Annotated in this window: 12 protein-coding genes; 6 read left to right on the top strand and 6 right to left on the bottom strand. The window is 66.1% G+C overall.

Going from position 1 to position 24,931, the window contains the following annotated elements:
• Nucleotides 1-26 precede the first annotated feature (26 nt).
• The 6 genes from ACP159_RS01720 to ACP159_RS01695 all read left to right on the top strand — a co-directional run bounded on the left by ACP159_RS01720 (nt 27) and on the right by ACP159_RS01695 (nt 8,310).
• A complete protein-coding gene (locus ACP159_RS01720) occupies nt 27-1,148 on the top strand; it encodes a Gfo/Idh/MocA family protein (protein ID WP_425097886.1) in 1,122 nt (373 codons plus the stop codon).
• Nucleotides 1,136-2,110, top strand: coding sequence for an NAD-dependent epimerase/dehydratase family protein (locus ACP159_RS01715; RefSeq protein WP_425097885.1), 975 nt, complete (start codon nt 1,136-1,138; stop codon nt 2,108-2,110). Before ACP159_RS01720 ends, ACP159_RS01715 begins: the two co-directional genes overlap by 13 nt.
• Nucleotides 2,107-3,321, top strand: coding sequence for a glycosyltransferase family 4 protein (locus ACP159_RS01710; RefSeq protein WP_425097884.1), 1,215 nt, complete (start codon nt 2,107-2,109; stop codon nt 3,319-3,321). The genes ACP159_RS01715 and ACP159_RS01710 overlap by 4 nt, the downstream gene beginning before the upstream one ends.
• On the top strand, nt 3,318-4,277 hold the full coding sequence (locus ACP159_RS01705) for a glycosyltransferase (RefSeq protein ID WP_425097883.1): 960 nt from the start codon (nt 3,318-3,320) through the stop codon (nt 4,275-4,277). Before ACP159_RS01710 ends, ACP159_RS01705 begins: the two co-directional genes overlap by 4 nt.
• A 12-nt stretch (nt 4,278-4,289) precedes the next feature.
• Nucleotides 4,290-6,380: an NAD-dependent epimerase/dehydratase family protein gene (locus tag ACP159_RS01700; protein WP_425097882.1), complete on the top strand. Its 2,091-nt coding sequence runs from the start codon at nt 4,290-4,292 to the stop codon at nt 6,378-6,380.
• Between the two features lie 217 nt (nt 6,381-6,597).
• Entirely contained in the window at nt 6,598-8,310 is a 1,713-nt protein-coding gene (locus ACP159_RS01695; RefSeq protein WP_425097881.1) for a CpsD/CapB family tyrosine-protein kinase, read from the top strand.
• 260 nt (nt 8,311-8,570) lie between these two features.
• On the opposite strand, the gene ACP159_RS01690 is transcribed toward ACP159_RS01695, so the two are convergent.
• The 6 genes from ACP159_RS01690 to ACP159_RS01665 form a co-directional block, all read right to left on the bottom strand.
• Nucleotides 8,571-9,893 carry a GumC family protein gene (locus tag ACP159_RS01690; protein WP_425097880.1) on the bottom strand — a complete coding sequence of 441 codons (1,323 nt, stop codon included), beginning with the start codon at nt 9,891-9,893 and terminating at the stop codon, nt 8,571-8,573.
• Nucleotides 9,894-10,316: 423 nt separating this feature from the next.
• A complete protein-coding gene (locus tag ACP159_RS01685) occupies nt 10,317-14,936 on the bottom strand; it encodes a MupA/Atu3671 family FMN-dependent luciferase-like monooxygenase (protein WP_425097879.1) in 4,620 nt (1,539 codons plus the stop codon).
• 5 nt (nt 14,937-14,941) lie between these two features.
• Complete coding sequence (locus ACP159_RS01680) at nt 14,942-15,931, bottom strand: glycosyltransferase family 2 protein (RefSeq protein WP_425097878.1); 990 nt, start codon at nt 15,929-15,931, stop codon at nt 14,942-14,944.
• A 3-nt stretch (nt 15,932-15,934) separates the two neighbouring features.
• On the bottom strand, nt 15,935-22,366 hold the full coding sequence (locus ACP159_RS01675) for a type I polyketide synthase (RefSeq protein ID WP_425097877.1): 6,432 nt from the start codon (nt 22,364-22,366) through the stop codon (nt 15,935-15,937).
• A 186-nt stretch (nt 22,367-22,552) separates the two neighbouring features.
• Nucleotides 22,553-23,917, bottom strand: coding sequence for an oligosaccharide flippase family protein (locus ACP159_RS01670; RefSeq protein WP_425097876.1), 1,365 nt, complete (start codon nt 23,915-23,917; stop codon nt 22,553-22,555).
• Nucleotides 23,914-24,756, bottom strand: coding sequence for a glycosyltransferase (locus ACP159_RS01665; RefSeq protein WP_425098191.1), 843 nt, complete (start codon nt 24,754-24,756; stop codon nt 23,914-23,916). The genes ACP159_RS01670 and ACP159_RS01665 overlap by 4 nt, the downstream gene beginning before the upstream one ends.
• Nucleotides 24,757-24,931: the final 175 nt, after the last annotated feature.

Genomic DNA, 24,931 nt, shown 5'->3' with positions numbered 1-24,931 from the left:
CCATTCCGGGCCGGGGCGATGCGAGCATGAACAAGGTTCTGATACTGGGATGCGGCTTTGTCGCAGACCTCTACATGCGCTCCCTGGCGGTCATGGAGGGCATCGAGGTGGCGGGTGTCTATGACATCGACGCAGGCAGGCTTGCGCAGTTCTGCCGCTTCTGGTCCGTCCCCGCGCAGCCGTCCTTCGAGGCCCTTCTCGATGCCGCGCCGGGGGCGCTTGTGTTGAACCTGACCAACCCTGACGCGCATTTCGAGACCAGCCGGGCCTGCCTCGACGCAGGCCATCCGGTGTACTCGGAAAAACCCCTCGCCATGCGGGTCGACGACGCGAAAGCCCTGCATGCCTTGGCGCGCGCGAAAGGCCTGACCCTTGCCTCTGCACCCTGCTCGGCGCTGGGCGAGGCGGCGCAGACCTTGGGCCACGCGCTGCGAACCGGCCTCGCGGGAACGCCGCGTGCAATCTATGCGGAACTCGACGACGGGTTCATTCCGCAGGCGGCATATGACAAATGGACCTCGGAAGGCGGCGCTCCCTGGCCCGCCGAAGACGAGTTCCGCGTCGGCTGCACGCTCGAACATGCCGGCTACTATCTCGGCTGGCTGATCGGCTGGTTCGGCTCGGTCCGCACCGTGGTCGCCGCCAGTGCCGAGACCTACCCCGACAAGCCCGGGCAAGGCCCCTTCGCGCCGGACCTTTCGGTCGCTACACTTTTTTTTGAAAACGGGCCTGTCACACGCCTGACCTGCAGCATCATCGCGCCCCACAACCATGCGATCCGAATCACCGGGGACAAGGGGCTGCTGGCCTGTGATGCCGCCTGGGACAATGCCGCCCGCGTGCGCTTTGCCCGGCGCATGACGATCCGGCGGCGGCTGATCGAGTCGCCCTGGCCAAGGCGGGTCCGGCTGCCGGGGCCGACGCATCCGAAGGTGATACGCTGGGGCGCGGCGGCGATGAACTTCATGCTGGGTCCGGCGGAGGTGCTGGATGCGATCCGGGAAAACCGGGAGAGCCGCCTTGGCGGTGATTTCGCCCTGCACATGACTGAGGTCACCCTCGCGATCCAGAATGCAGGCGAGCACGCCGGTTCGCAGGCCATGACCACGGGCTGCGCCCCGATGGAGCCGATGCCATGGGCACGGTGAACACGGTCCTGATCACCGGGGCCTCCGGTTTTGTCGGCGGCGCGGCCGTGCGAGAGGCCCGACGGCGCGGGCTGGCGGTCATCGCGCAATACCGCAGCCTGCCGCACGCGGCATGGGAGGCCGACCCGGGCATAACCCCGGTAAAGCTCGACCTCGCCGCGCCGAACGCCCGGCACCTGCTGGCCGATCTCATGCCGCAGGTGGACGCCATCGTGCACGCCGCCGCCCATCTCGGCGACGATCCCCTGCAGCATGAGCGACTGACCCTCGGCGGCACGCGCGCCCTGCTGGCCGCGATACAGGGGCACGGCCCGCGTTTCGTGCTGGTCTCCTCCATCGCCCTCTACGACACCATGGCGCTTGAGCCGGGAGACACGCTGGACGAACAAAGCCCGATAGAGAGGCCGGAGACAGCCCGGGACTCCTATTCCCGCGCGAAGCTGGACCAGGAGGCCCTTGTCCGCGAAGCGCTGCACGCCGCCTGGCTGATCCGCCCCGGCGCAGTCTGGGGTCCGGGGCGGACATGGCACGCCCTGCTTGGCTTCTGGGCCTCGAAACTCTTCGTCCGGATCGGCGGCGAGGAGGGAGAACTGCCCCTCATCCACGTCGACTCGCTGGCCCGGATCCTGCTCAACGCCGTCCAGACGGTCCCGATGGGACTGGCCACCGTCAATGCGCTTGACGACGACCGCCCGAGCCGCGCCCGCTTCGTCGCCGCGCACCGGGCGGCAACCGGATGGCCGCGGTTTGTCCTGCCGGTCTCCTATGCCCAATGGCTCAGGGTGGTGCGCCTCGTCCGGCCCCTGTCCGCCGCGCTGCCCGGCCTGTTCCGTGAACCCGTCGCCCGGGCCCGGCTGATGCCATTGACCTACCCGAACACCGTCCTGCGCGGCGTGTTGGGGGGCGAGGACCGCGCGCCGTTCGAGGACCTGCTGAGCCGCAGCGTGGAGGGCCGCCCGTGACCCTGTTGAAACTCGCCTACCTGACCGGCGAATACCCCCGCGCCTCCGATACCTTCATCCAACGCGAGGTCGCCGCGCTGCGCGATCTCGGTCACGACGTGCTGACCTGTTCCATTCGCACCACCGGGGCCGAGCATCTCGTCGGGCCGGAGCAACGGGACGAGCATGCCCGCACGTTCAAGGTGCTGGACGCCTGCAAGTCTCCCCTGCGCCTGCTGAAGGCGCACCTGCGCTGGATGGCGTCTCCCGGGCGCTATCTGAACGCACTGAAACTGGCATGGCGAACCGCGCCGAAAGGGCTGAAGGGCCGCGTCTACAACCTGATCTATTTCGCCGAGGCTGGCGTGCTGGCCGATGAACTGGCCGCGCAGGGTGTCCAGCATCTCCACAACCACATCGCCAAGGCATCCTGCACCGTCGCCATGCTCGCCTCCGCGCTCTCAGGCATCCCCTACAGCTTCACCATCCACGGCCCCGACATCTTCTTCGAGCCCCACCACTGGCGCATCGACGAGAAGGCCGCGCGGGCGTCTTTCGTGGCCTGCATCAGCGATTTCTGTCGGTCGCAGCTGATGTGTTTCGCCGATCAGGCGCATTGGGACCGCTTCCATATCGTGCACTGCGGCGTGGAGCCGGGCCGATATGAAACGGCCCTGCATCAGGGGCGAAAGCTGCTCTTCGTCGGGCGGCTAGCGGCGGTGAAGGGGCTGCCGGTGCTGCTTGATGCATTGAAAGGTCTGGACGGCGACTGGCACCTGACCGTGATCGGCGACGGCCCGGACCGCGCGGCGCTGGAGCGGCAGGCGCAGGGGCTGCCGGTGGACTTCCTCGGCTATCGCAGCCAATCGGACGTGGCCGACGCGTTGCAAAAGACCGACATCTTCGCCCTGCCGAGTTTCGCCGAAGGGGTGCCCGTGGTGCTGATGGAGGCGCTGGCCTCCGGGGTTCCCGTTGTTACAACCCGGATCGCAGGCGTGCCGGAACTGGTGGAGAACGGGGTCAACGGACATCTCGTGCCACCGGGCGATGCGGATGCCCTGCGCAACGCCCTGCAAACCCTCCTGCAAGATCCGGACACGCGGCGCAGGATGGGTGCCTCCGGACAAGCAAAGGTGCGGGCCGATTTCGACATCCGCATGGAGGCGCGCCGCCTCTCCGCCCTGTTCACAGGCTACGCCCAGGGTACGCCGCCGAAAGGGAAACGCCCATGACGCCGGTTGACGTGGTGCTGATCGGGCGGAACGAAGGGGCGCGGCTGGTGGCCGGTCTCGACTCTGTCAAAGGGCAGGCGCGGCAGGTGGTCTATGTCGATTCAGGCTCGACCGACACCAGCGTCGCCGAGGCCGAAGCCCGCGGCGCAACGGTGGTGCGCCTCGACATGACCCAGCCCTTCACCGCCGCGCGCGCCCGCAACGCCGGGTTCGAAGCGCTGGAGAACCCGCAGATCGTCCAGTTCATCGACGGCGACTGTTCCCTCGTTCCCGGTTATCTCGACGCCGCGCGGGCACATCTGGAGGCCAACCCGCAGCTTGGCCTTGTCACCGGCTGGCGCTCGGAGATCCACCGCGATGCCAGCCTCTACAACCAACTCTGTGATTGGGAATGGCGCAGACCCGCCGGGATCATCGACGCCTGTGGCGGTGACATGATGGTCCGGGCAGAGGCGTGGGCCGGAGTGGGTGGCATGAACCCCGAGGTGATCGCTGCCGAGGACGACGAGGTCTGCACGCGGCTGCGCAAGGCTGGCTGGCTGCTCGAACGCATCCCGCACGAGATGACCCGCCACGACGCCAACATGCTGACCTTCCGGCAATGGTGGCGGCGGGCGGAACGCACGGGGCACGGCTTTGCGCAGGTCGGCCATCTGCACCCCGAATACTTCAAACGCGAACGCAGGCGCACCTGGATCTACGCCGCGCTGATCCCGGCTCTTATGCTGCTGAGCCTGACCATATCGTGGTGGCTGCCGCTGCTGATCCTGACGGTCTACGAACTGAACTACCTGCGCACGGCGCAGGGACTGATCCGGGACGGCCTGCCCTCGGACGAAGCCTTCCGGCACGCCTTCCTGCTCACCCTGTCCAAATTTCCAAATCTCATTGGTATGCTGCGCTTCCACTTCCGTCGCCTGACGGGCCGTGCCATGCGCATCATCGAATACAAGTAAAAGGTGCCAAAGATGTCCACCGAAACCCGCGTTGGCCTGATCGGGGCCGGATATATCGCCACATGGCACGCCGATGCCCTGCGCGCCACGCCGGGCGTGCGCATCACGGCGGTCTGCGACCTCGATGAGACAGCCGCAAACGGGCTTGCCTCCTCTACGGGGGGAAAGGCCTTCTACGCTGTGGACGATCTGATTGACGCAAGGGTATGCGACGCCGTGCACATCCTCACGCCACCGCATTTGCATAAGCAAATCGCGATTCAGTGCCTCCGGGGCGGTCTGGATGTGCTTGTGGAAAAACCTGTGGCAGAAAGTGCGGCAGAAACGCGCGAAATCGCTGAAATCGCAAAGGAAACGGGCAAATGCTTTCGCGCCGGGCATAATTTCCTCGGCCTTCCCGCCTATCAGCGCATGAAAGCGGAGATGCAAAAGGGCACGTATGGCCGGATTTCGGGCTGCGAGATCACCTGGGCGCTGCCGCTTGCGCCGCTGCGCTCCGGTCCGTTCACCCTGTGGCTGCTGCGACAGCCGCAAAATCTGCTGCTCGAACTCGGCCCCCATCTTTTTGCCTTTGCTCATGATCTGTTTGGCACCGTCGAGGTGCTGCACGCCCAGGCCGCCCGCCCCATCGCGCTGCCCGGTGACGACATGCGCCCGCAGGCCTTCCGCATTCTCGCCCGCGCCGGGGGGGTGGAGATCACCTTTACCCTGTCCATGGTCGAGACCGTGGACGACCGAAGCGTGACCCTGCGCGGGTCCTCCGCCCGCGCGCGGCTCGATTATGCGCAGGACGTGCTGGTGGTGGAGAGGGAGAACGCCTCCGACCTTGTGGTGAACCCGCTGCGGCGGCAGCTCGACCTGTCGCGGCAACACCTCTGGCAGGGGATGAAGAACGCTGCGGTTCAGTTGAAATCGCTGAATACGAAGAACCCCTATGGCCGCAGCTTCCGGGGCATGAATGCGGCGCTCTACGGCCCGACCGGCACCGCCACACCTTTCGATGGCGACAAGGCCGTGCAAGTGATGCAGGCCATTGACGATGCCATCGCGCTCCTTCCCGAGGCGGTGCTCAAGGTCGCCGCGCCCGCCGTGCAGACCCGCAAGCCCAGGCCCACGGCCATGGTCATCGGCGGCACCGGCTTCATCGGGCGGGCGCTAACGCGGCGGCTGGTGGCCGATGGGCGGGATGTCCGGGTGCTTTCCCGTGGCCGCAGCGGCCCCTTCCCGGACCTGCCGGACAATGTGGAGACCGTCGCGGCCTCCTTGCATGACCTCGACGGGCTGACGGAAGCGATGAAGGGCATCGACGTCGTCTTCAACCTCGCCAAGGCGCTGGAGACCAGTTGGGCCGATTGCCTCGTCAACGATGTCGGCGTTGCCACCCGCGTCGGCATGGCCTGTGAGCAGGCGGGGGTGAAGCGGCTGATCTACACCGGCACCATCGCCAGCTACGACATGTCTGACCCTGCGGTGAAGATCACCGAAGACACCGGCTTTGCCGAAGACATGACCGACCGCAACCTCTATGCCCGCTCCAAGGCGGAGTGCGAGAAACAGCTGATGAAGCTGCACCGCGACCGTGGCCTGCCGCTGGTCATCGCCCGCCCCGGCATCGTCGTCGGCGAGGGGGGCCCGCTGCAACACTGGGGCATCGGGCGCTGGCATGGCGCGGGGGCGGTTCGGATCTGGGGCCATGGCCGGAATATCCTGCCGTTTGTGTTGAACGATGACATCGCCGACGGGCTGGTGCGCATGATCGACGCGCCGGTGGAGGGACAGAGCTTCAACCTGATCGGCGAGCCGATGCTCTCCGCGCGCGACTATTTCGACGCCATTCACACCGAACTCGGGGCCCGTATCCGCGTGTCTTCCGGCAATCTGCACGCCTTCTACGCCTCCGACGCGCTGAAATACGGGTTGAAGAAATACGCGCTGCGCCGCCCCGGTGTGATCCGCCCGAGCCTCGCCGACTGGAAGAGCCGCGCGCATTTCTCGCCCTTCGTTAACGAGAAGCCAAAGCGCCTCTTGGGGTGGAAACCGGAGGCCGACCGCACCACATTCATCGAAAGGGCCATCACCAAGGCCAACCTCTTCGGCTTCTGAAGGCCTTGATTGTGGAAACAATCCCCCCGGAAACGTCTTATTCTGGACAGATTCCTTTGGTGTAAACGGTTCGAGGCAAAGTGTGTGCCGCAGTGCGGCCCCACACCGGAGTTGAGCAGAGTATGACGGCGAAACCAGTTCTGAGGCGTTCGAACGTGCGCGGCCCCGCGGCCGCCGGCTTGGTGAATCTGGTTTCGGGGGTCGGAGAGCGATGAACATGATGGACCGCCCCAAATTCCGCCGCAAGTTCCGCCGTTCCGCCGGTCAGGACGAGAGCGCCGCCTATGACGAGGGCGTCACGCCGATCGAGCCGTTGGAAAGCCGCGAGGACCGCCTCGCCCGGCGTCAGGCGGAGGAGCAGTCCGCCGCCGAGGTCCGGGAAAAGGCCCGCAAGGCGCGGGAAGAGGCGGAACGACTCGAAGCGGAGGCGCTTGCCGCGGCAGAACGCGAGGCCCGGGAGGCCGAGGCCGAAGCCCGCCGCGAAGCCGAACTTGAGCGGCAGCGCAAAGCCTACGAGGAACGGCAGGCCGCCGAGGCCAGGGAACGCGAGAAACGCCGGAAAGAAGAGGAACTGGCCGCACGCCGGGCAAAGGCCGAAGCCGAGGCACGCCGAAAGGCTGAGGAACAGGAGCGTCTGCAAGCCCAACGCCGCGCTCGTCTGGATGCCATCCGGAAGGCCAAGGCCGACGCGATCCGCAAGGCCGCCGAAGAAGAGGCCGCGCGGGAGGCAGAGGAAGCAGCACGCCGCGAAGCTGAGGAACGTGCCCGGCAGGAAGCGGAAGAGGCCGCACGCCGCGAGGCGGAAGCACGCGCACGCAAGGAAACCGAGGAAGCCGCACGCCGCGAGGCCGAAGACCGCGCCCGCAAGGACGCCGAGGAGGCCACGCGTCGAGAGGCGGAAGAGCGTGCCCGCAAAGAAGCGGAGGAAGCCGCACGACGCGAGGCGGAAAACCGCGCCCGCAAGGAAGCCGAGGAAGCCGCACGCCGGGAGGCCGAAGACCGCGCCCGCAGGGACGCCGAGGAAACCGCACGTCGCGAGGCCGCCGAATCCGAGCGCAAGGCGCGTTATGCCGCGCGGCGGCGGGAAGCTTCGCGGCGGGAAGAGGCTGAACGGGAGGCCGAAGCACAGGCCGCAAGGCGCACGGCCTCCCCTGCCCCGCTGGAACTGACCGATCCGGTCGCCCCGGTTCACTCCACTCAAGGGATCCATCCGTGGGAACAGGTGGCCACCTTTGACGTCAACGAAAACCATCTCGCTGCCAACCGGATCATCACCGCAACGCGTGAAGACCCGGCCTATACCGCCTTCGACGTGCTGCGCACACGGCTTCTGCAGGCGCTGTCCGAAAACGGCTGGAAGCGCGTCGCGATCACCTCCCCGACAAAGGATTGCGGCAAAACCTTCACCGCCGCCAATCTCGCCATCTCCCTGTCGCGGCAGGAGAATTGTCGCACGTTGCTGCTCGATTGCGACATGCGCCGTCCGACGCTGCAAAAGGTCATGGGCCGCACGCATCCGGGGTCCATGGGCGACATGCTGCGCGGCAAGATTGACCCGCAGGACCACCTGCTCCGGCTTGGCAAGAACAGCATCAACGCAGGGCGCAACATCGCCTTCGGCTTCAACGAGGTGATCGAACCCTACGCCTCCGAGTTGTTGCAGGACCCGCGCACGGCGGCCACGCTGACGCGCATCGAAACCGAGATGAAGCCGGACGTGATGCTCTTCGACCTGCCACCGGCCCTCTACTACGACGACGTGATCGCCTTCCGTCCGCTGTTCGACGGCGTTTTGCTCGTGGTCGGTGGCGGCATCACCACCGAGAAGGAGATCAAGGAGGTCGAGCGCCGCCTCGGCGAGGAGACCCCGCTGCTCGGCATGGTGCTCAACAAGGCCGAGAACACGGAGATCAGCAAGTACCAGTACTGACCTTCCGGCCCCTACAGCGTTTCTGGTTTGACCTGAAACATCGAGCGGCACGCATGTCCCGGGAATACAAAGTATGGCACGGTATGCGTGCCTCGAGTTCAACCGGAAACGCTATAGGAAAAAGCCCCCGATACCAACCGGCATCGGGGGCTTTCCCTTTTTGGCGATCCGGAGCCTTTGTCCACCCCCGGCCTGATCAGTCAGGCTCGGGCCCGGCCCGGATCACCCTGCGCTGTAGCTGCGCGTCTCGAAATTGTCGGTCAGCTGCGGGCCAGCCGGGGCAGGAAGCGGCCCATCAACTCGCCCCAGCCGATGGAATTGCCGATCAGGCGGGCGGCGGCGTAGAGCATCGCGATCAGGCCAAGGACCCAGCCGAAGACGCTCAGACCACGGCGGGTGCGGTCATGGCGGGTCGTGACGGTCGGGATGGCGACCACCGGCTGGATTCCGAGCATCCGCTCCATCTGGGCCGCGCTGCGGATCGCCGGGTTCATCAGCTCGGCCACGAAGGCGGCGGCGATGCCGACGATCAGGCTGGCGACGGCGCCCATGATGGCGGTCTTCTTGCGGCTGCGGGTGACAGAATGCTCGGGCACCAGTGCGGTTTCCAGAACCTCGAAGCGGTCCATCTGCTGACGGTCTTCCAGGGCCTGCCCCATCTCGGCCTCGGCCTTGCGGCGGGTGATGACGCTGTACTGGTCCTGCAGGCGGGTCAGTTCGCGCTCCATGCCGCTCAGGGCCCGCTCGACTTCCGGCGCACCGGCAATCTGCGCCTGGATCTGGGTGATGCGTTCGGTTACGAGCAGCTTCTGCTCCTGCAACAGCTGGATGTTCGCGGCCTTCACCCCTTCACGCTGACGATCGGATGTGGTCTCGATGGTGACGATCTGCTGGTCGAGATCGAGTGCGGCATCCCGCAGCGTGGCCAGTTGATCGCGCAGGTCGGCGACGCCAGCCGGCAGTTGGTCGGAGTTGGCCGACTTGAACGCGGCGAGTTGTTCTTCCATCGCCGCGATTTCGTTGCCCACGCGGTTTTCTTCGGCGATGAAGAAATCGAGGGTATCGCGGGCCCGGCTGACGGAGCGGTCGCGGGACTGGTCGATAACCGAGTACATCAGTTCGTTGGCGAGGTCGGCAGCCTTCTGCGGATCGTCAAGACGCACGGTGATCAGCAGGCCGGACGGGGAGTTGCCGCCAGCGGCGTAGATTTGCGACGGATCGACGATCTGCTCGATGGAGGCCGCTTCGCGCATGTGGAAGATGCGCTCGTTGACCGACATCTCCGGATCGTCGGCGAAGAGGTCATGCTTGTCCATGATGCGGATCAGGTTGTCGCGGGCCATCAGGCGCTGCTCGATCAGGCGCACGCGGCGGGCGGCATCCTCGGCGGCATTGGCACCGGCCAGCTGATCGGGGACGCGGGCATCCTCGATCTGGACCACGGCCGTTGCTTCGTAGGTCTTGATCTGGCTGATGGCGTAGTTGAGCGAGAGCACGCAGCCGACAAAGGTGATCAGCACGATCAGCCAGGCACGGCGCTTGAGGGCGGACTTGATTTCGTCGAACGACTGGAACTGGTTCATTGTCTTACTCCCGCAAAGTTGCCCCCAATGCGGAAGATGACTGCCCCGGGCGGGCCCGGTTGCGGCCATCTTCATGTCACAATCTAGCCAAGCCGCCTTATTTGCGCCACGATTATCCTTGGCATTTCGGGAAACAATGCGTTCTGAGAGCGTAAAACGTGAACACATTTTCGTCACAATTTCAAAGATTTGAGGTATATCAGGGGGTTTTGGCGGAAACCCCGCCACGCTTTTGCCATGATTGGGCAGGCCCTGCGGTTTTCGACTACCTGCGAGGCTCGAAATCAGCGCCCGAAAGCTGCCCCAATTGGGTCCAAATGAGGCCGGGACTGCCTTGGTCTGCCCGAATCTGGCAGGTCGCCGGGCAGCAAAGAGCCCGGGAGAGAGGCTCGCCCGGGCTTTGTGATTCTGATTTGAGAGAAATCAGGCGCTGCGCCGCGCTCGCATTTCCCGCCGCCGCGCCATGGCTTCGGTCCTGGCATCGGCGCGGGGATTTCCCGTCGGTTCCGGCGTGGTCTGCACCGGGACGGGCTTGGGTGCCTGCGCGGCAGTCGGCTCGGGCTGCGGCTTCGGTTGCACGACCGGCTTCGGCTTGACCGCCACCGGCGCGCTCTCCGTCATCTCCGCCACGCGCTTCGCCAGATCGGCAAGGACCGGAAAACGGAAGATGTCCGTGATCGACAGCTTCGCCGCACCAAGTTCCTCGCGGATCGCGCGATGGGACTGCACCGCCAGCAGAGAGTGCCCGCCAAGGTCGAAGAAGTTGTCGCGTCCGGTAATCCCCGCCACGCCGAGGAAGCGCGTCCAGATCTGGCCAATGGCCTGCTCGACCTCAGCCGTATTGGCCTTGGCCTGCGGCAGGACAGTCGCTGCGGCAACCGGCTTCGGCGCTGGCGTCGCCGCGGGCTTCGCCACCTGCGGCGCGTTCGGCGCGGGCAGCGCCTTGCGGTCGACCTTCTTGTTCGGCGTGAGCGGGAAGCTTTCGAGCCGCACAAACCGCCCCGGCACCATGAAGGCGGGCAGGTCCACCGCCATCTTCGCCTTCAGCACCGCCTCGTCCTGCACTTGGCCAGTGTAATACCCGACAAGCCGCAAATCGCCCGGCGTATCCTCCCGCGCCATCACGACCGCCTGCCGGATACCGTCCAGCCCTTCGAGAACAGCCTCGATCTCGCCAAGCTCGATGCGATAGCCGCGCAGCTTGACCTGATGGTCCACTCGCCCGACGAAGTCGATCGCGCCATCGGCGCGGCGGCGAACAAGGTCGCCGGTCCGGTACATGCGGCCCGCGTGGAAGGGGTTCGCCACGAACCTTTCGGCAGTCAGCTCAGGCCGCTCCCAGTAGCCACGAGTCACACCTTCGCCGCCGATCCAAAGCTCGCCCTCCTCGCCGATGCCCACCGGCTGCAACACCTCGTCCAAAACGTAAAGCTGTTGGTTGGCAAGCGGATAGCCGATGTTGACCACGGAAGCCGCGCTTTCGGCCACCTGCGTCGAGGACCAGATCGTCGTCTCCGTCGGCCCGTACATGTTCGTCACGCTGGCCTCGGTTATCTTGCCGAATTCCTCGACAAGCGCCCCCGGCAGCGGCTCGCCGCCAAAGTAGAGATGCTTCACGCCCTTCAGAGCTTGCCGCGCCTCGTCGTTCATCGCGAACATCCGCGCCATGGAGGGCGTGCATTGCAGATGCGTCACGTCATGGCGCAGCAGTTGCGCGGCGATGGAGAAGTCATCCGCCTCCGGCTCCGGCGCGCCCTTCGTCGCCTGCACCACCTGCGCCAGCGGCTTCAGCCCGTCGAGCACCGCGTCGCGGTCGATGCCGTAGTCGATCAGGCAGGCGATCTCATCGACGCCGATCCGCTTGACCTCCTCGGCCCGCGCCATGGCGTCTTCGACCGTTCCAAACAGACCGCTCTCGTTGAAATACCGCTCGAAGGCAAAATCGAGGATCGCGTTGAGTTCCTCCGCCTCCAGCCCGTCCAGTTGCAGATCGAAGGCGTTCGAGACCCCCTCCGGCCGCTTGAAGGCCGGGAAGGCCCAGGCGTATTGCTTGATGAGGCCGGCAGCGGAATTGAGGTAATCCTTCATCGGCTGCCGCGCGATCTCCCGCGCCTGCTCCCGCGTCTCCGCGAGGTAAGTGTGCAGCATAAGCGTGACGGTGAAGTCCTTCGGATCATACCCCGCCTCGCGCAGCGCCGCATGGTACAGCTTGATCTTGCCGCCGACCTCCTCGACCGACTGGCCCAGAAGATGCGTCAGCACATTGCAGCCAAGACGCCCTGCCTCTTTCCACGTCTCCGGATTGCCCGCGGTGGTCACCCAGACCGGAAGCTCCTTCGACACCGGGCGCGGCTGCGTCACCACCGCATGCGGCGTGCCGTCCTTGCGCGGGAACTCGACCGCCTCACCGCGCCAGAGCCGCCGGATCTGGTCGATGTTCTCGATCATCGCGGCCTTGTTGTTCGGCGGGGTGTTCTCAGGGCGCAGGACAAAATCGTCCGGCTGCCAACCGCTGGCAATCGCCAGCCCCGCGCGCCCATTGGTCAGGTTGTCGATGACAGACCACTCTTCCGCGATCCGCGCCGGATGGTGCAGCGGAGCAACCACGGAGCCGGAACGCACGCCGATCTGCTTCGTCACTGCTGCCACGGCAGCGCCGGTGACGCTCGGGTTCGGATAGGGTCCGCCAAAGGCGTGGAAATGCCGTTCGGGCGTCCAGACGGCCACGAAGTCATGCTCGTCCGCGAATTTCGCCCCTTCGAGCAGGAGTTTGTACTTGTCCCGGCCAACCCCGTCGTCATTGCCCCAGTAATAGAGCGAAAACTGCATTCCGGCCCCGGACACGCCAAGCGGCCCCTTCGAGATCGTCGCCCGGTCCTCGTCCCCGGTCAGCACCACCTTGAAACCGCGCGCCGTGGTGTAGAATAGCTCCAGCACGGAAATGTCGAAGGACAGCGAGGTGACGGCCAGCCAGGTGCCGCCATGATCCTGCACCACATCGTCCATGCCGCGATAGAAGTTGAGCACATTGCGATGCTCGATCATCACGCCCTTCGGCTTGCCGGTGCTGCCGCTGGTATAGATGAGATAGGCGAGGTCTTCCGGACCGGACGTGTCCGACAGGTTCTCGTTGGAGGCCGTATCAAGGCGCGGCTCGGCATCGAGCACAAGCAATTGCGCGTCATGTTTGGGCAGTTGCGCTTCCAGAGCGGCCTGCGTGACGATCACCTGCGCGTGGCTGTCTTCCACGAAATGCTGCAGCCTGTCAGCGGGATAGCTCGGGTCCATCGGCAGGTAGGCCCCGCCCGCCTTGAGGATCGCCAACGCTCCAGTCATCAGATCGACCGAACGTGTGCAGCACAGGCCAACCACTTGCCCGGGCGCGACGCCCATTTCGCGCAGCACATGCGCGGCGCGGTTCGCGCGGGCGTTGAGTTGCGCATAGGTGAGGCTCAAACCTTCAAAGACCAGCGCCGTGGCGGTCGGTGTTTTTGCCACCTGCGCTTCGAAGGCACGGTGCATGGTGAGGCTGCGGTCGTGGTCCACTTGCGTGTCGTTCCACTGCGTCAGCACAAGGCTGCGCTCCGCCTCCGGCAGGCTCTGCTCCGGCGCATGCACCAGCAGTTCGAGCCGCGCGATCAGCAGTTCCGCCGTCTGTCCGGCGATCTTGCCCGTGTCCCAGGTCAGCTTCGGCTGCGCGCCAAGCTCCACGGTCATCACCGTCCCCGGCACATGCCCCGCGCCGAGCGAGACGCCGATCTGCGGCACGTCTGGATAGGTCAGCTCCGGTGCACGGGCGAAGAGGTCGCGGGCGAAGCCGCCGTCTTTCGAAGCCTTCTCAAGGCTTTGCATCGTATCGCCCGAGACCCGCAGGGGAGACCAGCCGGAGACCAGCCCGGTCACTGCCAGCCCCGCAATCGCCTCGTCTGCAAAGGCGAGGTCGAAATTCGCGCTGCCACCGAGCCGCGCGGCCCATTTGGCCACCAGCGCAAGACCGTCCTCGCCAGACGGAAGGCTCAGCGCCTTCGTCTCGATGGTATCACTCCCATGGCAGGCCCCCGGCACCTTGACCGGATCGAAGCCACTGAAAATCTTCCGGAAAGACCCGTCCTTCTTCGCCACCTGCGCAGCGGCGGCGTCGATCCTGGCCCGTTCCTCGCCGCCGATCCCCGGCAGCACGTCGCCCACCCGCGAAACCTGCCGCGCATTGACCGGCATTCCGCAAATCCGCGTCAGCCCTTCAAGCTGCAAGGCGCCAGTGCCACAGGCGACCGTCATGTGGTCCGCCGTCACTTCGAGCACCGCTCCCGGCACGCCAGTGGCGTCGGCAACCCGCGCGTGGGTCACGAGCCAGAGCGCCCCTCCCGCCCGCAGCTTTGCCGCGCAAAGCGGGTTCCAGTAGCCGCCGTGATCCAGTGCCCGGACCTGCCGCTCGAGGTCTTCGGCGGGCAAGGACCAGTCCAGCAGGCCACAGCCGGACGGGCGGTCCGCCAGCGCGTGATAGCTGCGCTGCGCCAGATCCTGCGGCATCCGCCGCAACTCCCCGGACTCAAGCTGATCGAGCAGCGCCGGGAAACTCTCCATCGCCGCTTCATAAGCCTTTGCGTTCAGGGTGAAAGCCGTGTCCGCCTCGGTGATGGCAAAGCCTTGCGAGACCAAGACATCACCCTCGTCGACACCGCCTTCGATGAGATGCCAGCTGATCCCGTGCTGCGTTTCACCTTCGAGCAAAGCCCAGACCGGCGCGTTTAGCCCGGCGTGGCGCGGCAAAGGCCCGTCGTGGAAATTCACCGCGCCTTTCAGAGGCTTGGCCAAAACCTCGGCAGGGATCATCCGCAGATTTGCAATCGACAGGAGCCAGTCGAAGCTGCCCTGCACCGCCTTCGGGTCTTCCATGACCGGCAGGCCGCGCCCCTCTGCCCAGTCCCGGACATCCGCCGCCTGCGTCACCACCGCAACCACCCGGTTGCCGCGCTGCAAAAGCTGCTCCGCGCAGCCCACCAGCAACGATTCATTGCCCATCAGCACACAGGAAAACGTCATGTCGCTCACTCCACTCTTGCCTCTTCCCGGCTCACGTCCGGGGCACGCCGCGGCGGCAGAGGCCGGGCCAACGCCTTGAGGTCATGCAAAATCATGTCGCGCAGGAAATGCGGCGGGTCTGCCGGGGGCTTGCCTTGCAGGAGCATCCGAAGCCGCCATAGCAAGCCGCCCAATCCATGCATCCCCGTCGCCAGAACCGCCGCACCGCGGCCGTGGTTCTTCGAAAAATAGTGCCAGCGGCTGTCCAGCCAGTAGGCCGGAATACGGCTCCACCGCTTCATGCCGGTGGAGACGGAGCCGATATGCGCGACTTCGCTTGTCCGCACATAATGCGTCTCATACCCGGCCCGCGCCGCGCGAAGGCACAGATCGGTCTCCTCGAAGTAGAGGAAGAAGGTCTCGTCAAAGAGGCCGATCTCATCGAGCACCGATTGCCGCATCATCAACGACGCGCCCGCGAGCCAGTCGACCCGCTGAGTCGCTTCCGGCATCGGCAGCGGCACCGCCTTGCCTTTCAAGGCCCGCGAAATCGGCCCGAAGCGCGCCGCGCCTTCGAGCTCGGACCAGACGGAGGGGAAGCGGAAGGCGGTGATATGCGGATCGCCCGCCTCGCCATGGATGTAACTCCCGGCGAAACCCGCCTCGGGGTGGCTCTCCAGATGCTCCAGCAGCAGCCGCACCGCGTCCCGCGCCGGGAAGGCGTCGGAGTTCAGCAGATAGACGTAATCCGGCTTCGTCCCGTCCGACAGCCCCGCCCGGATACCGACATTGTTCCCCGCGCCGAAACCGCCGTTCCAGCCGGACTGGATCACCCGCACGCCGGGCCAGTCCCGCGCCGCGTCCTGCAGCCGCTCGAACGAGCCATCGCCGGAGGCATTGTCGACGATGACCAGCTCCGCCGCCATCCCCTCCAGCGCCAGCAGCGCCGCCTCCGCCGCGCGGATCGTCATCTCGGGCGTCCGGTAGTTCAGCAGCACAGTCAGCAACTTTGGCATCGGCTACTCCGCCGCCTGCGTCGGAAAGGCGACGATTTCGCCCCGGCCAGCCGCCTGCGCCTCGGCCTCCTCGATCACCTCGCGCATGAGGCCCGCGAGGACCCGCACGTTCGGTTCCAGAACCATGCTGTCATGATCGCCGGGCACCTCGAAAACCTCGATCTGCGGCAAGGTTTCGCCCCAGTCGTTGTCATCCAGAACATAGGTCCGTTCCGAGTTGACCAGCCTGCCACCGCTCACGGTCCACTTGCCTTTCAGCGGCGGCCGGTACAGCACGACGCGCCCGCCGCGCGGCCGGACGTCATATTGCGCGATCGCGCCGTAGAAGGCCGCCTCGATCTCGGCATTGTGGAAGGCATGGTCCGCGCCGGTCTCCGCGACCTGCCTGCGCTTCGCGAACTCCCAGGCAATGCGGTTCCTCGCCCAGATCAGCGGGTAGAGCGGCCCCATTTCCTTCGCCATCTGCCACTGGATCGACAGCCGGTCCGCGCGGCTCAGCGGCCTGCGGCGGGGCAGCGGTGTGTCGAGCATGACGACGAGCGAGACGGCCTCGCCCATCGCTTCGAGCTGATGCGCGATCTCGAAGGCCGTGATGCCGCCGCCGGAGAAACCGCCGAGCATGTAGGGGCCTTCGGGCTGCACCTGCCGCATTTCCGCGATGTAGTCCCGCGCGGCTTCCTCGATGGTGGCGTGCGGTGCCTCGCCGCCGAGCAAGCCTTTGGCCTGCAAGCCATAAAACGGCCTGTCCGCGCCGAGGAGATGCGCGAGGTGGCGCAGGTTCAGGACGTTGCCGAACATACCCGCGACGAGGAAGAACGGCTGGCGCGGCCCTCCGTCGCCGTCATGCATGGCGACGAGATGCTTGAACCGCTTCTGCGGCTTCGTCTCCTGCTCCGTTCCCGGCGTAGCCTCGACATGTCCGGTCTGTTCCGCAATCAGCGCGGCACAGGTCCGGATCGTCGGAGCCTCGAAAAGCACGGAGATCGGGAAATCGACCCGGAAGGCCTTCTTCACCATGGCAAAGAGCCGCACGGCGATCAGGCTGTGCCCGCCAAGGTCGAAGAAACTGTCCTCCGCGCCGACGTCCTTCACGCCCAGAAGGTTCTCCCAGAAGCCCGCCAGCGTCTCTTCGATCACGCCCTCGGGCTTCACATAATCGCTGTCCAGTTGCGGACGCTCGAAGCTCTGGCTCTCGCCGCTTTCCGCCATGCTCGACGCGGTCTGACGGGTCAGCGCGTCCAGATCCATGGAGGAGACAACCACCTGCGGCAGGCCGAGCGCCAATGCCGCATGGAAGGCTTTCACTCCTTCCTGCGGCAGGATGCCCTGCGAGAGGTTATGCGCAAGGCGCTCCTCGGCGGGCGAGAGCGGTTGCGCCGCGCCTTCCTCGACTTCCAACTCATTAGCTGTCAGCGACGGTGCGCTCTTTAGCACGTCCAGCGAGGCCAGCTTGCGGATGGTGAAGCCGGTAATCTCGACCAGCACCGCGCCGCTTTCATCGCACAAGGTCACGTCGAAGCTTGCGGTCTCGCCGCTCGCCTTGTTCTCCGCTGCATTGCGGACCCAGCTGACGATCCTGTCAGGCAAGGGCGCATGCACCCGCACCCGGCCATAGCGCACCGGCGCCCAGAGATGCGTCGGCTGCCAGCCGTCGATCAGCTCCATGGCCCAGCCGGTTGCAATGTCCATCAGCGCAGGGTGCAAGAGGCAGCCATCTTCCCGGGCAACCTTCGGCAGCGACAGCGTCGCAATCCCCTCGCCATCGCCAAGGGACCGCGAGTCCAGCACCTGCCAACGCGGGCCGAACTTCAGCAAGAGCGCCTGCGCGGCGGGGAGTTTGCCACCGCCCTGCGCGGCAACCACCGCGCCGCAGCGCCCGCGCACCGCCTTGAGGTCCACAGGCTCCGGTCTCGCCATCGGCAACAGCGAAATCGCCGCTTCGGCGGTCAGCGCAAAGCCTTGCCGTCCGTTCAGCGCCGCATCCGCCAGCACCGCGAAACCATAGCCGCGATCCGTCCGCGTCAGCCGCACCTTCACGTCCCGCGCGCCGCCATCGGCAATCCTGAGCGGTCGCAGGAAGTTCAGGTCACGCAGCTCGAACGCCCCGCTCTCGTGATGCGCCTTCAGCGCATGGGCCGCGAGGGTCAGGTAGCCCGTACCTGGCAGCAGGGCGTCCCCGGCCTTCGTGCGGTGCTCGTCGATGATCCAGTCCCTGGCCGAAAGCCGCGTGAGGAAAACCCGGTTGCCCTGCGCATCGAAGCTGGCCTCATCCAGAAGCGGCATGTCCACCGACTCCACCGGCGCCTGCGGCAGATCGCCGGTCCGTTCGGCCACGGCCTCCGCCGCCATCCCGACCTCGTTCCAGATGCCCCAGTTGATTGCGACAACCTTTGTCGCGCCACCCGCCCGTGCGCGGGCGAAGGCGTTGAGGAACTCGTTGGCCGCGACGTAATCCACCTGCCCCGCCGGGGCGGTGACGGTCGACGACGACGAGAACAGCGCGATCCACTCCACGGAACCATCCGGGAAGACCTGCCCGAGCACCTCCGTGCCGTGGATCTTCGGCGTAAAGACATCCTCGACAGTGCCCGGCGTCTTGGTCAGCAGCGGCGCATCCTTGATGACCCCCGCGCCATGGATGACGCCGGTGATCTTGCCAAACCGCGCCTCCGCCTGCGCCTTCACCCGGCCCATCTGCGTGGCGTTGCAGACATCGGCTGCCGCGACCATGACCTCTGCCCCGGCCTCTTCCAGCGCCTGAACCGCCCGGATGCGCCGGGCAAGCGTATCGGACGGCGCATGCCTGGCCAGGTAGCTGTCCCAATCCGACCGCGCCGGAAGGCCCTTGCGGGCCACCAAAACCAGCTTCGCGCCCTTGCGGGCAAAGTCCATCGCAAGCGTCAGCCCGATGCCGCCGAAACCACCCGTGATGAAATAGACGCCGCTCTCCGCGTCCGGCACCGTGTTCAGCGCCACCGGCTTCATCACGCACTCGAACCTCCGGTCGCCGCGCAAAGCGGCGATCACGCCCGCAGGTTCGCTCAAAAGCTCCTCGAGAACCCGTTCCGTCAGCGCCGCCATCGCCCCGCGATGCGCCGCCTCCGCCTTGCCCCGGCTCCAGAACGACACGTCCGGCAGCACCGGCATCTGCAGGTCCAAAGTCGAAACGGTCACCCCGGGCAACTCGCGGGGGATCACCCGGGCCGGACCGGCGATGGTCGTCTTGCCGGGATAGGGGAGCGCCTCGTCCCGCAGCGTCGCCGCGCCGTTGGTGAACACCGTGATATGCGGCTTGGCCGTGCCCTCCTCCGCCAGCGCCTGCGCGAGGAACATCAGGGAATAGAAGCCCTGCTCCTGTACGCGGTGAAAGAAGGAGGAGCCGGGGCGGTGCGTCTCGTCCGCCGTGACCATCCAGAGATGCGCGATGCGCGTCGGGATCACGCCGTTCTGCGCAAGGTCTTGAAGGAGAAGGTCATAGCCCTCGCGTCCGCGTTCGGGCGAGAGGATGTAAAGCGCTTCGGACAGCTTCTGGAAGGTGTCGCCGGTTCGCACTTCGACAACCTGCTGACCAGCTTCCCGCAGCCTTCTCACGGCCCCCGCCGCCAGCCCCGCCTCATCAGCAAAGACCAGCCAGGTCTGCGGCGCGGCGTCCTTCAGGTCCGCAAGGTCGATCTCGACGTCCGCCGCCCTTGGCCGCCAGACCGGCTTCCAGCCCCATTGCGAGAGGTCATCGCTGCGCATCAGGTATTGCGGCGCCGTCGCGGCCACCTTGCCCGGTTCGATGAAATAGGGCGCCCGCTGGAAGGCGTAGGTCGGCAGCACCACGCGGTTGCGCCGCGCACCGCCCCAGACCTGCTCCCAATCCACCTCCACGCCCAGCGCCCAGAGCCGCCCGAGCACTTCGAACAGGTGTTTGTCGTCGGCGATCCGGTCGTCCGGATGGCGCAGGCTGCTCAGCACCTGGTTGGCATCGACGGCGTCGTGCTGACGCGCGAGCGAGGACAGCGCCTTGCCCGGCCCGACTTCGAGGAAGACGCGATTAGGCTTCGCCAATGTCCCGACGCAGCGGGCGAAGAAGACCGTGCCGCGCAGGTGCTCCACCCAATAATCCGGCGAGGTCGCCTGTTCGGGCGTCATCATCTCGCCGGTGCGGTTCGAAGTGAGCGGGATCTGCGGGGCGTAGAGGTCGATGGAGTGCAGGTAGGCCCGGAAGTCGTCCAGGATCGGCTCCAGCATCCGGCTGTGCGCCGCAATGTCGATGCCGATGCGCTGGCAGTCGATGTCCTCAGCTTTCAGCCGCGCTTCAAGCGCATCCAGCGCGGCCTGCGGCCCGGAGGCGACACTCAGGTTCGGGGCATTCTCGGCGCCGAGATCGAGATCCGCGCCAAGGTAGGGCCGCAGCGCCTCCGCCGGGAGCGACACCGACAGCATGCCGCCAGCGGGCACCGTGTCGAACAGACGCCCGCGCAGATGCACGAGGCCGATGCAATCCTCGAACCCCATCACCCCTGCCACGCAAGCGGCGGTATTCTCGCCCATGGAATGCCCTGCGAGTACGGACGGTGTCACGCCCCAGGCCATCCACATCTGCGCCAGCGCGTATTCCACGATCATGATGAGCGGCAGCTGCAGACTCGGCTTCTGCAGGGCTTTGTCCGCCGCCGCCGTATCGCCCTCGGGCAGCCAGAGCGCCCGCATGTCCACATCGGTCAGGGTCGCGAGGCAGTCGAGGCCGCGATCCATCCATTCGGCAAAGACCGGCTCGGTCTCGTAGAGGTCCCGCGCCATCCCGGCATATTGCGCGCCGCCACCGGGGAAGAGGAAGGCGACGTCGGGCCGGTCCAGCGCCTTGTGCTGGAACACGCGGCGGGGATTGCCCTCCTCCAGCAGGTTCGCCGCCTCGGCATGGCTCTCCGCCACCACGACCATCCGCCGCTCGAAGGCTCTCCGCCCCTCTTTCAGGGTAAAGGCCACGTCCGCCAGCGGCTGCTCCGGATGCGCCCGCAGATGCGCCGCGAGCCGCTGCGCGTTGCCCTCCAGCGCCGCCTTGTTGCGGGCCGAGACCGTCAGGATCTGGAACGGGAAATCGCTCGTTTCGGAGGCCATCCGCTCCGGCGCTTCCTCCAGCACCACATGCGCGTTTGTCCCGCCGACGCCGAGCGAATTCACACCGGCGCGGCGCGGATGATCGCCCCGATGCCAGTCGGTCAGACGGTCATTCACCCGGAACGGCGAGTGCTCGAAATCAATCGCAGGATTGGGCTTCTCGAAACCCAGCGATGGCGGCATCTGCCGGTGATGCAGCGCAAGGCTCGTCTTGACGAGGCTCGCCACCCCGGCTGCCGTGTCGAGATGGCCGATGTTGGTTTTCACGCTGCCGATGCGGCAATGCCCCACACCCGAGCCGCTCTCGGCAAAGGCCTGGGTCAGCGCCGCCACCTCGATCGGATCGCCCAGGTAAGTGCCGGTGCCGTGGCACTCGACATAATCGACCGTATCGGAGGAGACGCCAGCAAAGGCCTGCGCCTCGGCAATCGCCCCGGCCTGCCCGTCGACAGAAGGCGCGAGATACCCGGCCTTCTGCGCGCCGTCGTTGTTGACCGCCGTGCCCTTGATCACCGCCCAGATGTGATCGCCATCGCGCACCGCATCCGCCATCCGCCGGAGGACCACCACCCCCGCACCGGAGCCGAAAACCGTGCCCTGCGCCCTGTGGTCAAACGCGTGACAGGCCCCGTCCGGCGACAGGATCTCGTTCTCCTTGTAGAGATACCCACGCCCCTGCGGCAGCTCGATGGTCACACCTCCCGCCAGCGCCATGTCGCACTCGCCATTCAGGAGCGCCTGCACCGCGTAGTGCGTCGCCACAAGCGACGTCGAACAGGCGGTTTGCAGGTTGATCGACGGGCCGTGCAGATCGAGGACGTGGCTGAGTCGCGTCGTCATGAAGTCCTTGTCGTTGCCCGTGTGGCGCAGCAGGAACATGCCGGTGTTTTCAACCAGATCGGGGTTCGAACAGACGTTGAAATAGAAATACGACCCCATCCCGCAACCGGCGAACACGCCGACCTGCCCGGGATAATTCTCCGGCACATGCCCGGCGGTTTCCAGCGCCTCCCAGGCACATTCGAGGAACTGCCGGTGCTGCGGGTCCATCACCATGGCTTCCTTGGGCGAAAACCCGAAGAACTCCGCGTCGAAATGCTCGAAATCGTCAAGGGGCGCGGCGAAGGGCACGTAGTCACGGTGACGCATCAGGCCCGGGTCCTCGCCCGCAGCCTTCAGCTCTTCCTCGGACAGCCGCCGGATCGAGGACACCCCGTCCCGCAGGTTCCGCCAGTACGCCGCAATATCCGCCGCCCCGGGAAGGTGCGCGGCCATCCCGACGATGGCGATGTCATTCTCGCCGTACTGCTGCTCGGACTGATCCGACATAAGCTCTCACCCCGCCACCATTTCCGCGTCACCACACAATCAGAGTGATGCGGGGAAATTGCGGCGTTTTTTAGGAATCGGCCCCCGGTTTTGCCCGATTTCGGCGGTCTTTCCGTGATACGCGGGCGACTCCGGAAACACTGGGGCAGTCTACCGCCTTTGTTTCCATTTGGGAAACGGGAGAGGTTAAGGCGTATTCCCCGCCAGAGTCACTATTGCGGGCCAGTTCAGCCACAGCGCCCCGGAGGTCAGCGCCACGGCAACCCCGGCGAAAATCGCATCGTGCAGCCCGTCCCAGGCTCCCATCCGCCGCGCCAACCAGACCACCACCGGGTAGGCGAGGACAAAAGCAACGCCTTGCCCGATGATCGCGCCCAGCAGCCCGTCCACCTCCAGCCCGACGATCAGGCAGGCGATCATCAGCGCAGCCCGCGCGGCGGCCAGCACGAAGAACCGCTTCGAATCCCCCGCCGCCAGCGCCGCCTGATCGTAGGTCATCACGATCAGCATCGGCATCTGCGCACAGGCCAGCAACACCACCACCGGGCCCGCCAGGGCATAGCGCGGGTCATACATCACCCCCACCAGCCAGACGCCCAGCGCGGCAAACACCGCCACCATGCCCATCAGCATCGCCGTGACCGCAAAGCGCATCTTGCGCAGCTTGGCAAAGTTCTCGGGCGATGCCGTCGGCGGTGCCTCACGGTAGATCGGGATCAGGATCTTCCGCGTCACCATCCCGCCGAGCAGCATGGGAAAGGCGGCAAGGAAATAGCCAATGTTGTAGACCCCGAAAGTGTCCAGCTCCAGGTACTTGCCGATCAGGATCTTGTCCGCCTGACTGAACAGGAACCCGGCGATGGTGGCGAGGAAGACCCATTTGCCGAAGTTGATGAGTTCCTCCGCCGCCGGTTTCTCCCAGCGGAAGCGGTTGCGCGCCCCGGGCAGGAACCGGCTGTTGACCACCACCTCCGCGATGCCGCCGACCACGCCGGAAATCACCAGCGCCCAGACCGAACCCGTGAGCCAGGCCAGCGTCACTGCCACCACGACGCCGATGACCTGCACGCCCATGTCGATCACCGTCACCCGGCCAAGCATCAGGTGCCGGTTGGCGGTGTCCATGCGCGTCGGTTTGAACCCCGAAATCAGCAAGGTCAGCGCCGCGACGGGCAGCAGATGCGTCAATTGCGGCTCCCCGTAGACCCAAGCCATCGGAAAGGCCGCCGCGCAGGCGACAAGCCACAGGCCGAAGCCGCGCATCACCTGAATGGTCCAGGCGGTATCGAGGAAATCGCGGTCATCGCCGCGCTTCGATTGCAGGATTGCCGGCGTCACGCCCACGTCGGAGAACTGGCCAAGCCCCATGAGGAACACCATAACCAGCGCCATCAGCCCGAATGCCTCCGGGAACAGCAGCCGCGTCAGGATCAGGTTGGAGGCGAGGCGGATCACCTGCGCCACGCCAAAGCCGCCCACCGTCAGCAGGGAGGACCGCATGATCCGCGCCGACAGCCCCTCGCCCCTCAATCGTCCAAGCACCGCATTCATCGCCCCCGGCTCCACTCGCTGCCTTGACCCTTGGTCAATTTGACCATCACCGCCACCCCCGAATAGACCGCAAAACCCAGCGGGTCGCGCAGGGCAAGCCCGAGTTTCCGGCCCGTGCCGAAGGCGGGCTTGTCGTCGTTGTCCAACAGGTCCGGATACAGGCGAGCGATCTCGTCGACCCCCACGTCCTGCCGCCTGCGTACCCTGACAAGCCGTTGAAACCCCTCGGCAATCGGCCATTCATAGGCGGCAGGCACCCCGACCCGCTCGCCCGGCGCGAAACTCAACCGGACGAAGGTATCGTCGCTGATGATATCCGGAAAAGCGCCCCAGCGCGCCCGACCCGCGGCGTTCACGGCGAACAGCCCGCATCCCGGGACGCAATCGGCCATGAAGGGCACCTTTGCCCAGACCCGCGCATAGGCGCGACTGACGGCACTCTTCGCGGTGATGGTCACGCGTCCACTGGCATACCGCGGCTCCGGTCCCTCCAACGCCGCTGCAATCTGCCCGAGCAACGCAGCCGACACCGTCACATCCGCATCGAGATACACCCGTATCCCGCCCGAGGCCGCGGCATCCCCGGCATTCAGCGCCTCGAGCTTGCCGCCCTCCGTCAGGTCCAGCACGACGAGATGCCAGCCCTTTGCCGCGAACCGCTCCGCAAAGCCCCGCGCCCGCGCCGCCGTATCGTCAGAACAGCCGTTCGCCACCACGATCACCTCGACGGCCGCAGGCACCGGGTCCGACGCCAGAAGCGCCGACAGGCAGCCGCCGATCAGCGCCGCCTCGTTGCTGGCCGGCACGATCACCGACACCGCCGTTTCCCCTGTCACCATACCCGCTACCATGGTCCCGTACCTTTGGGGCCACACCTTCGGAAAATACAAGACCCCAGCTTGCCCTCCTTGCCGGTTAACTATGGCCAAAGCATGGTCCCGGCTGGAATAGTCCGGGGCAACCGTCTCGAGGGGGAGGCTGGTTGGCTGCCAATCAACCAAGGCAAAGGCTAAC

The sequence above is a fragment of the Tropicibacter sp. S64 genome (genome assembly GCF_049803835.1).
In the GTDB taxonomy this organism is placed as follows: Bacteria; Pseudomonadota; Alphaproteobacteria; order Rhodobacterales; family Rhodobacteraceae; genus Pacificoceanicola.
Note: the sequence above shows the minus strand (reverse complement) of the source record. Positions and strands in the feature narration are given on the sequence as shown.

Excerpts from the sequence above, each read along its gene's own strand:
- ACP159_RS01720 (WP_425097886.1), top strand. The coding sequence starts at position 27 with ATGAACAAGGTTCTGATACTGGGATGCGGCTTTGTCGCAGACCTCTAC.
- ACP159_RS01715 (WP_425097885.1), top strand. The coding sequence starts at position 1,136 with ATGGGCACGGTGAACACGGTCCTGATCACCGGGGCCTCCGGTTTTGTC.
- ACP159_RS01705 (WP_425097883.1), top strand. The coding sequence starts at position 3,318 with ATGACGCCGGTTGACGTGGTGCTGATCGGGCGGAACGAAGGGGCGCGG.
- ACP159_RS01700 (WP_425097882.1), top strand. The coding sequence starts at position 4,290 with ATGTCCACCGAAACCCGCGTTGGCCTGATCGGGGCCGGATATATCGCC.
- ACP159_RS01695 (WP_425097881.1), top strand. The coding sequence starts at position 6,598 with ATGATGGACCGCCCCAAATTCCGCCGCAAGTTCCGCCGTTCCGCCGGT.
- ACP159_RS01690 (WP_425097880.1), bottom strand. The coding sequence starts at position 9,893 with ATGAACCAGTTCCAGTCGTTCGACGAAATCAAGTCCGCCCTCAAGCGC.
- ACP159_RS01685 (WP_425097879.1), bottom strand. The coding sequence starts at position 14,936 with ATGACGTTTTCCTGTGTGCTGATGGGCAATGAATCGTTGCTGGTGGGC.
- ACP159_RS01680 (WP_425097878.1), bottom strand. The coding sequence starts at position 15,931 with ATGCCAAAGTTGCTGACTGTGCTGCTGAACTACCGGACGCCCGAGATG.
- ACP159_RS01675 (WP_425097877.1), bottom strand. The coding sequence starts at position 22,366 with ATGTCGGATCAGTCCGAGCAGCAGTACGGCGAGAATGACATCGCCATC.
- ACP159_RS01670 (WP_425097876.1), bottom strand. The coding sequence starts at position 23,917 with ATGAATGCGGTGCTTGGACGATTGAGGGGCGAGGGGCTGTCGGCGCGG.
- ACP159_RS01665 (WP_425098191.1), bottom strand. The coding sequence starts at position 24,756 with ATGGTGACAGGGGAAACGGCGGTGTCGGTGATCGTGCCGGCCAGCAAC.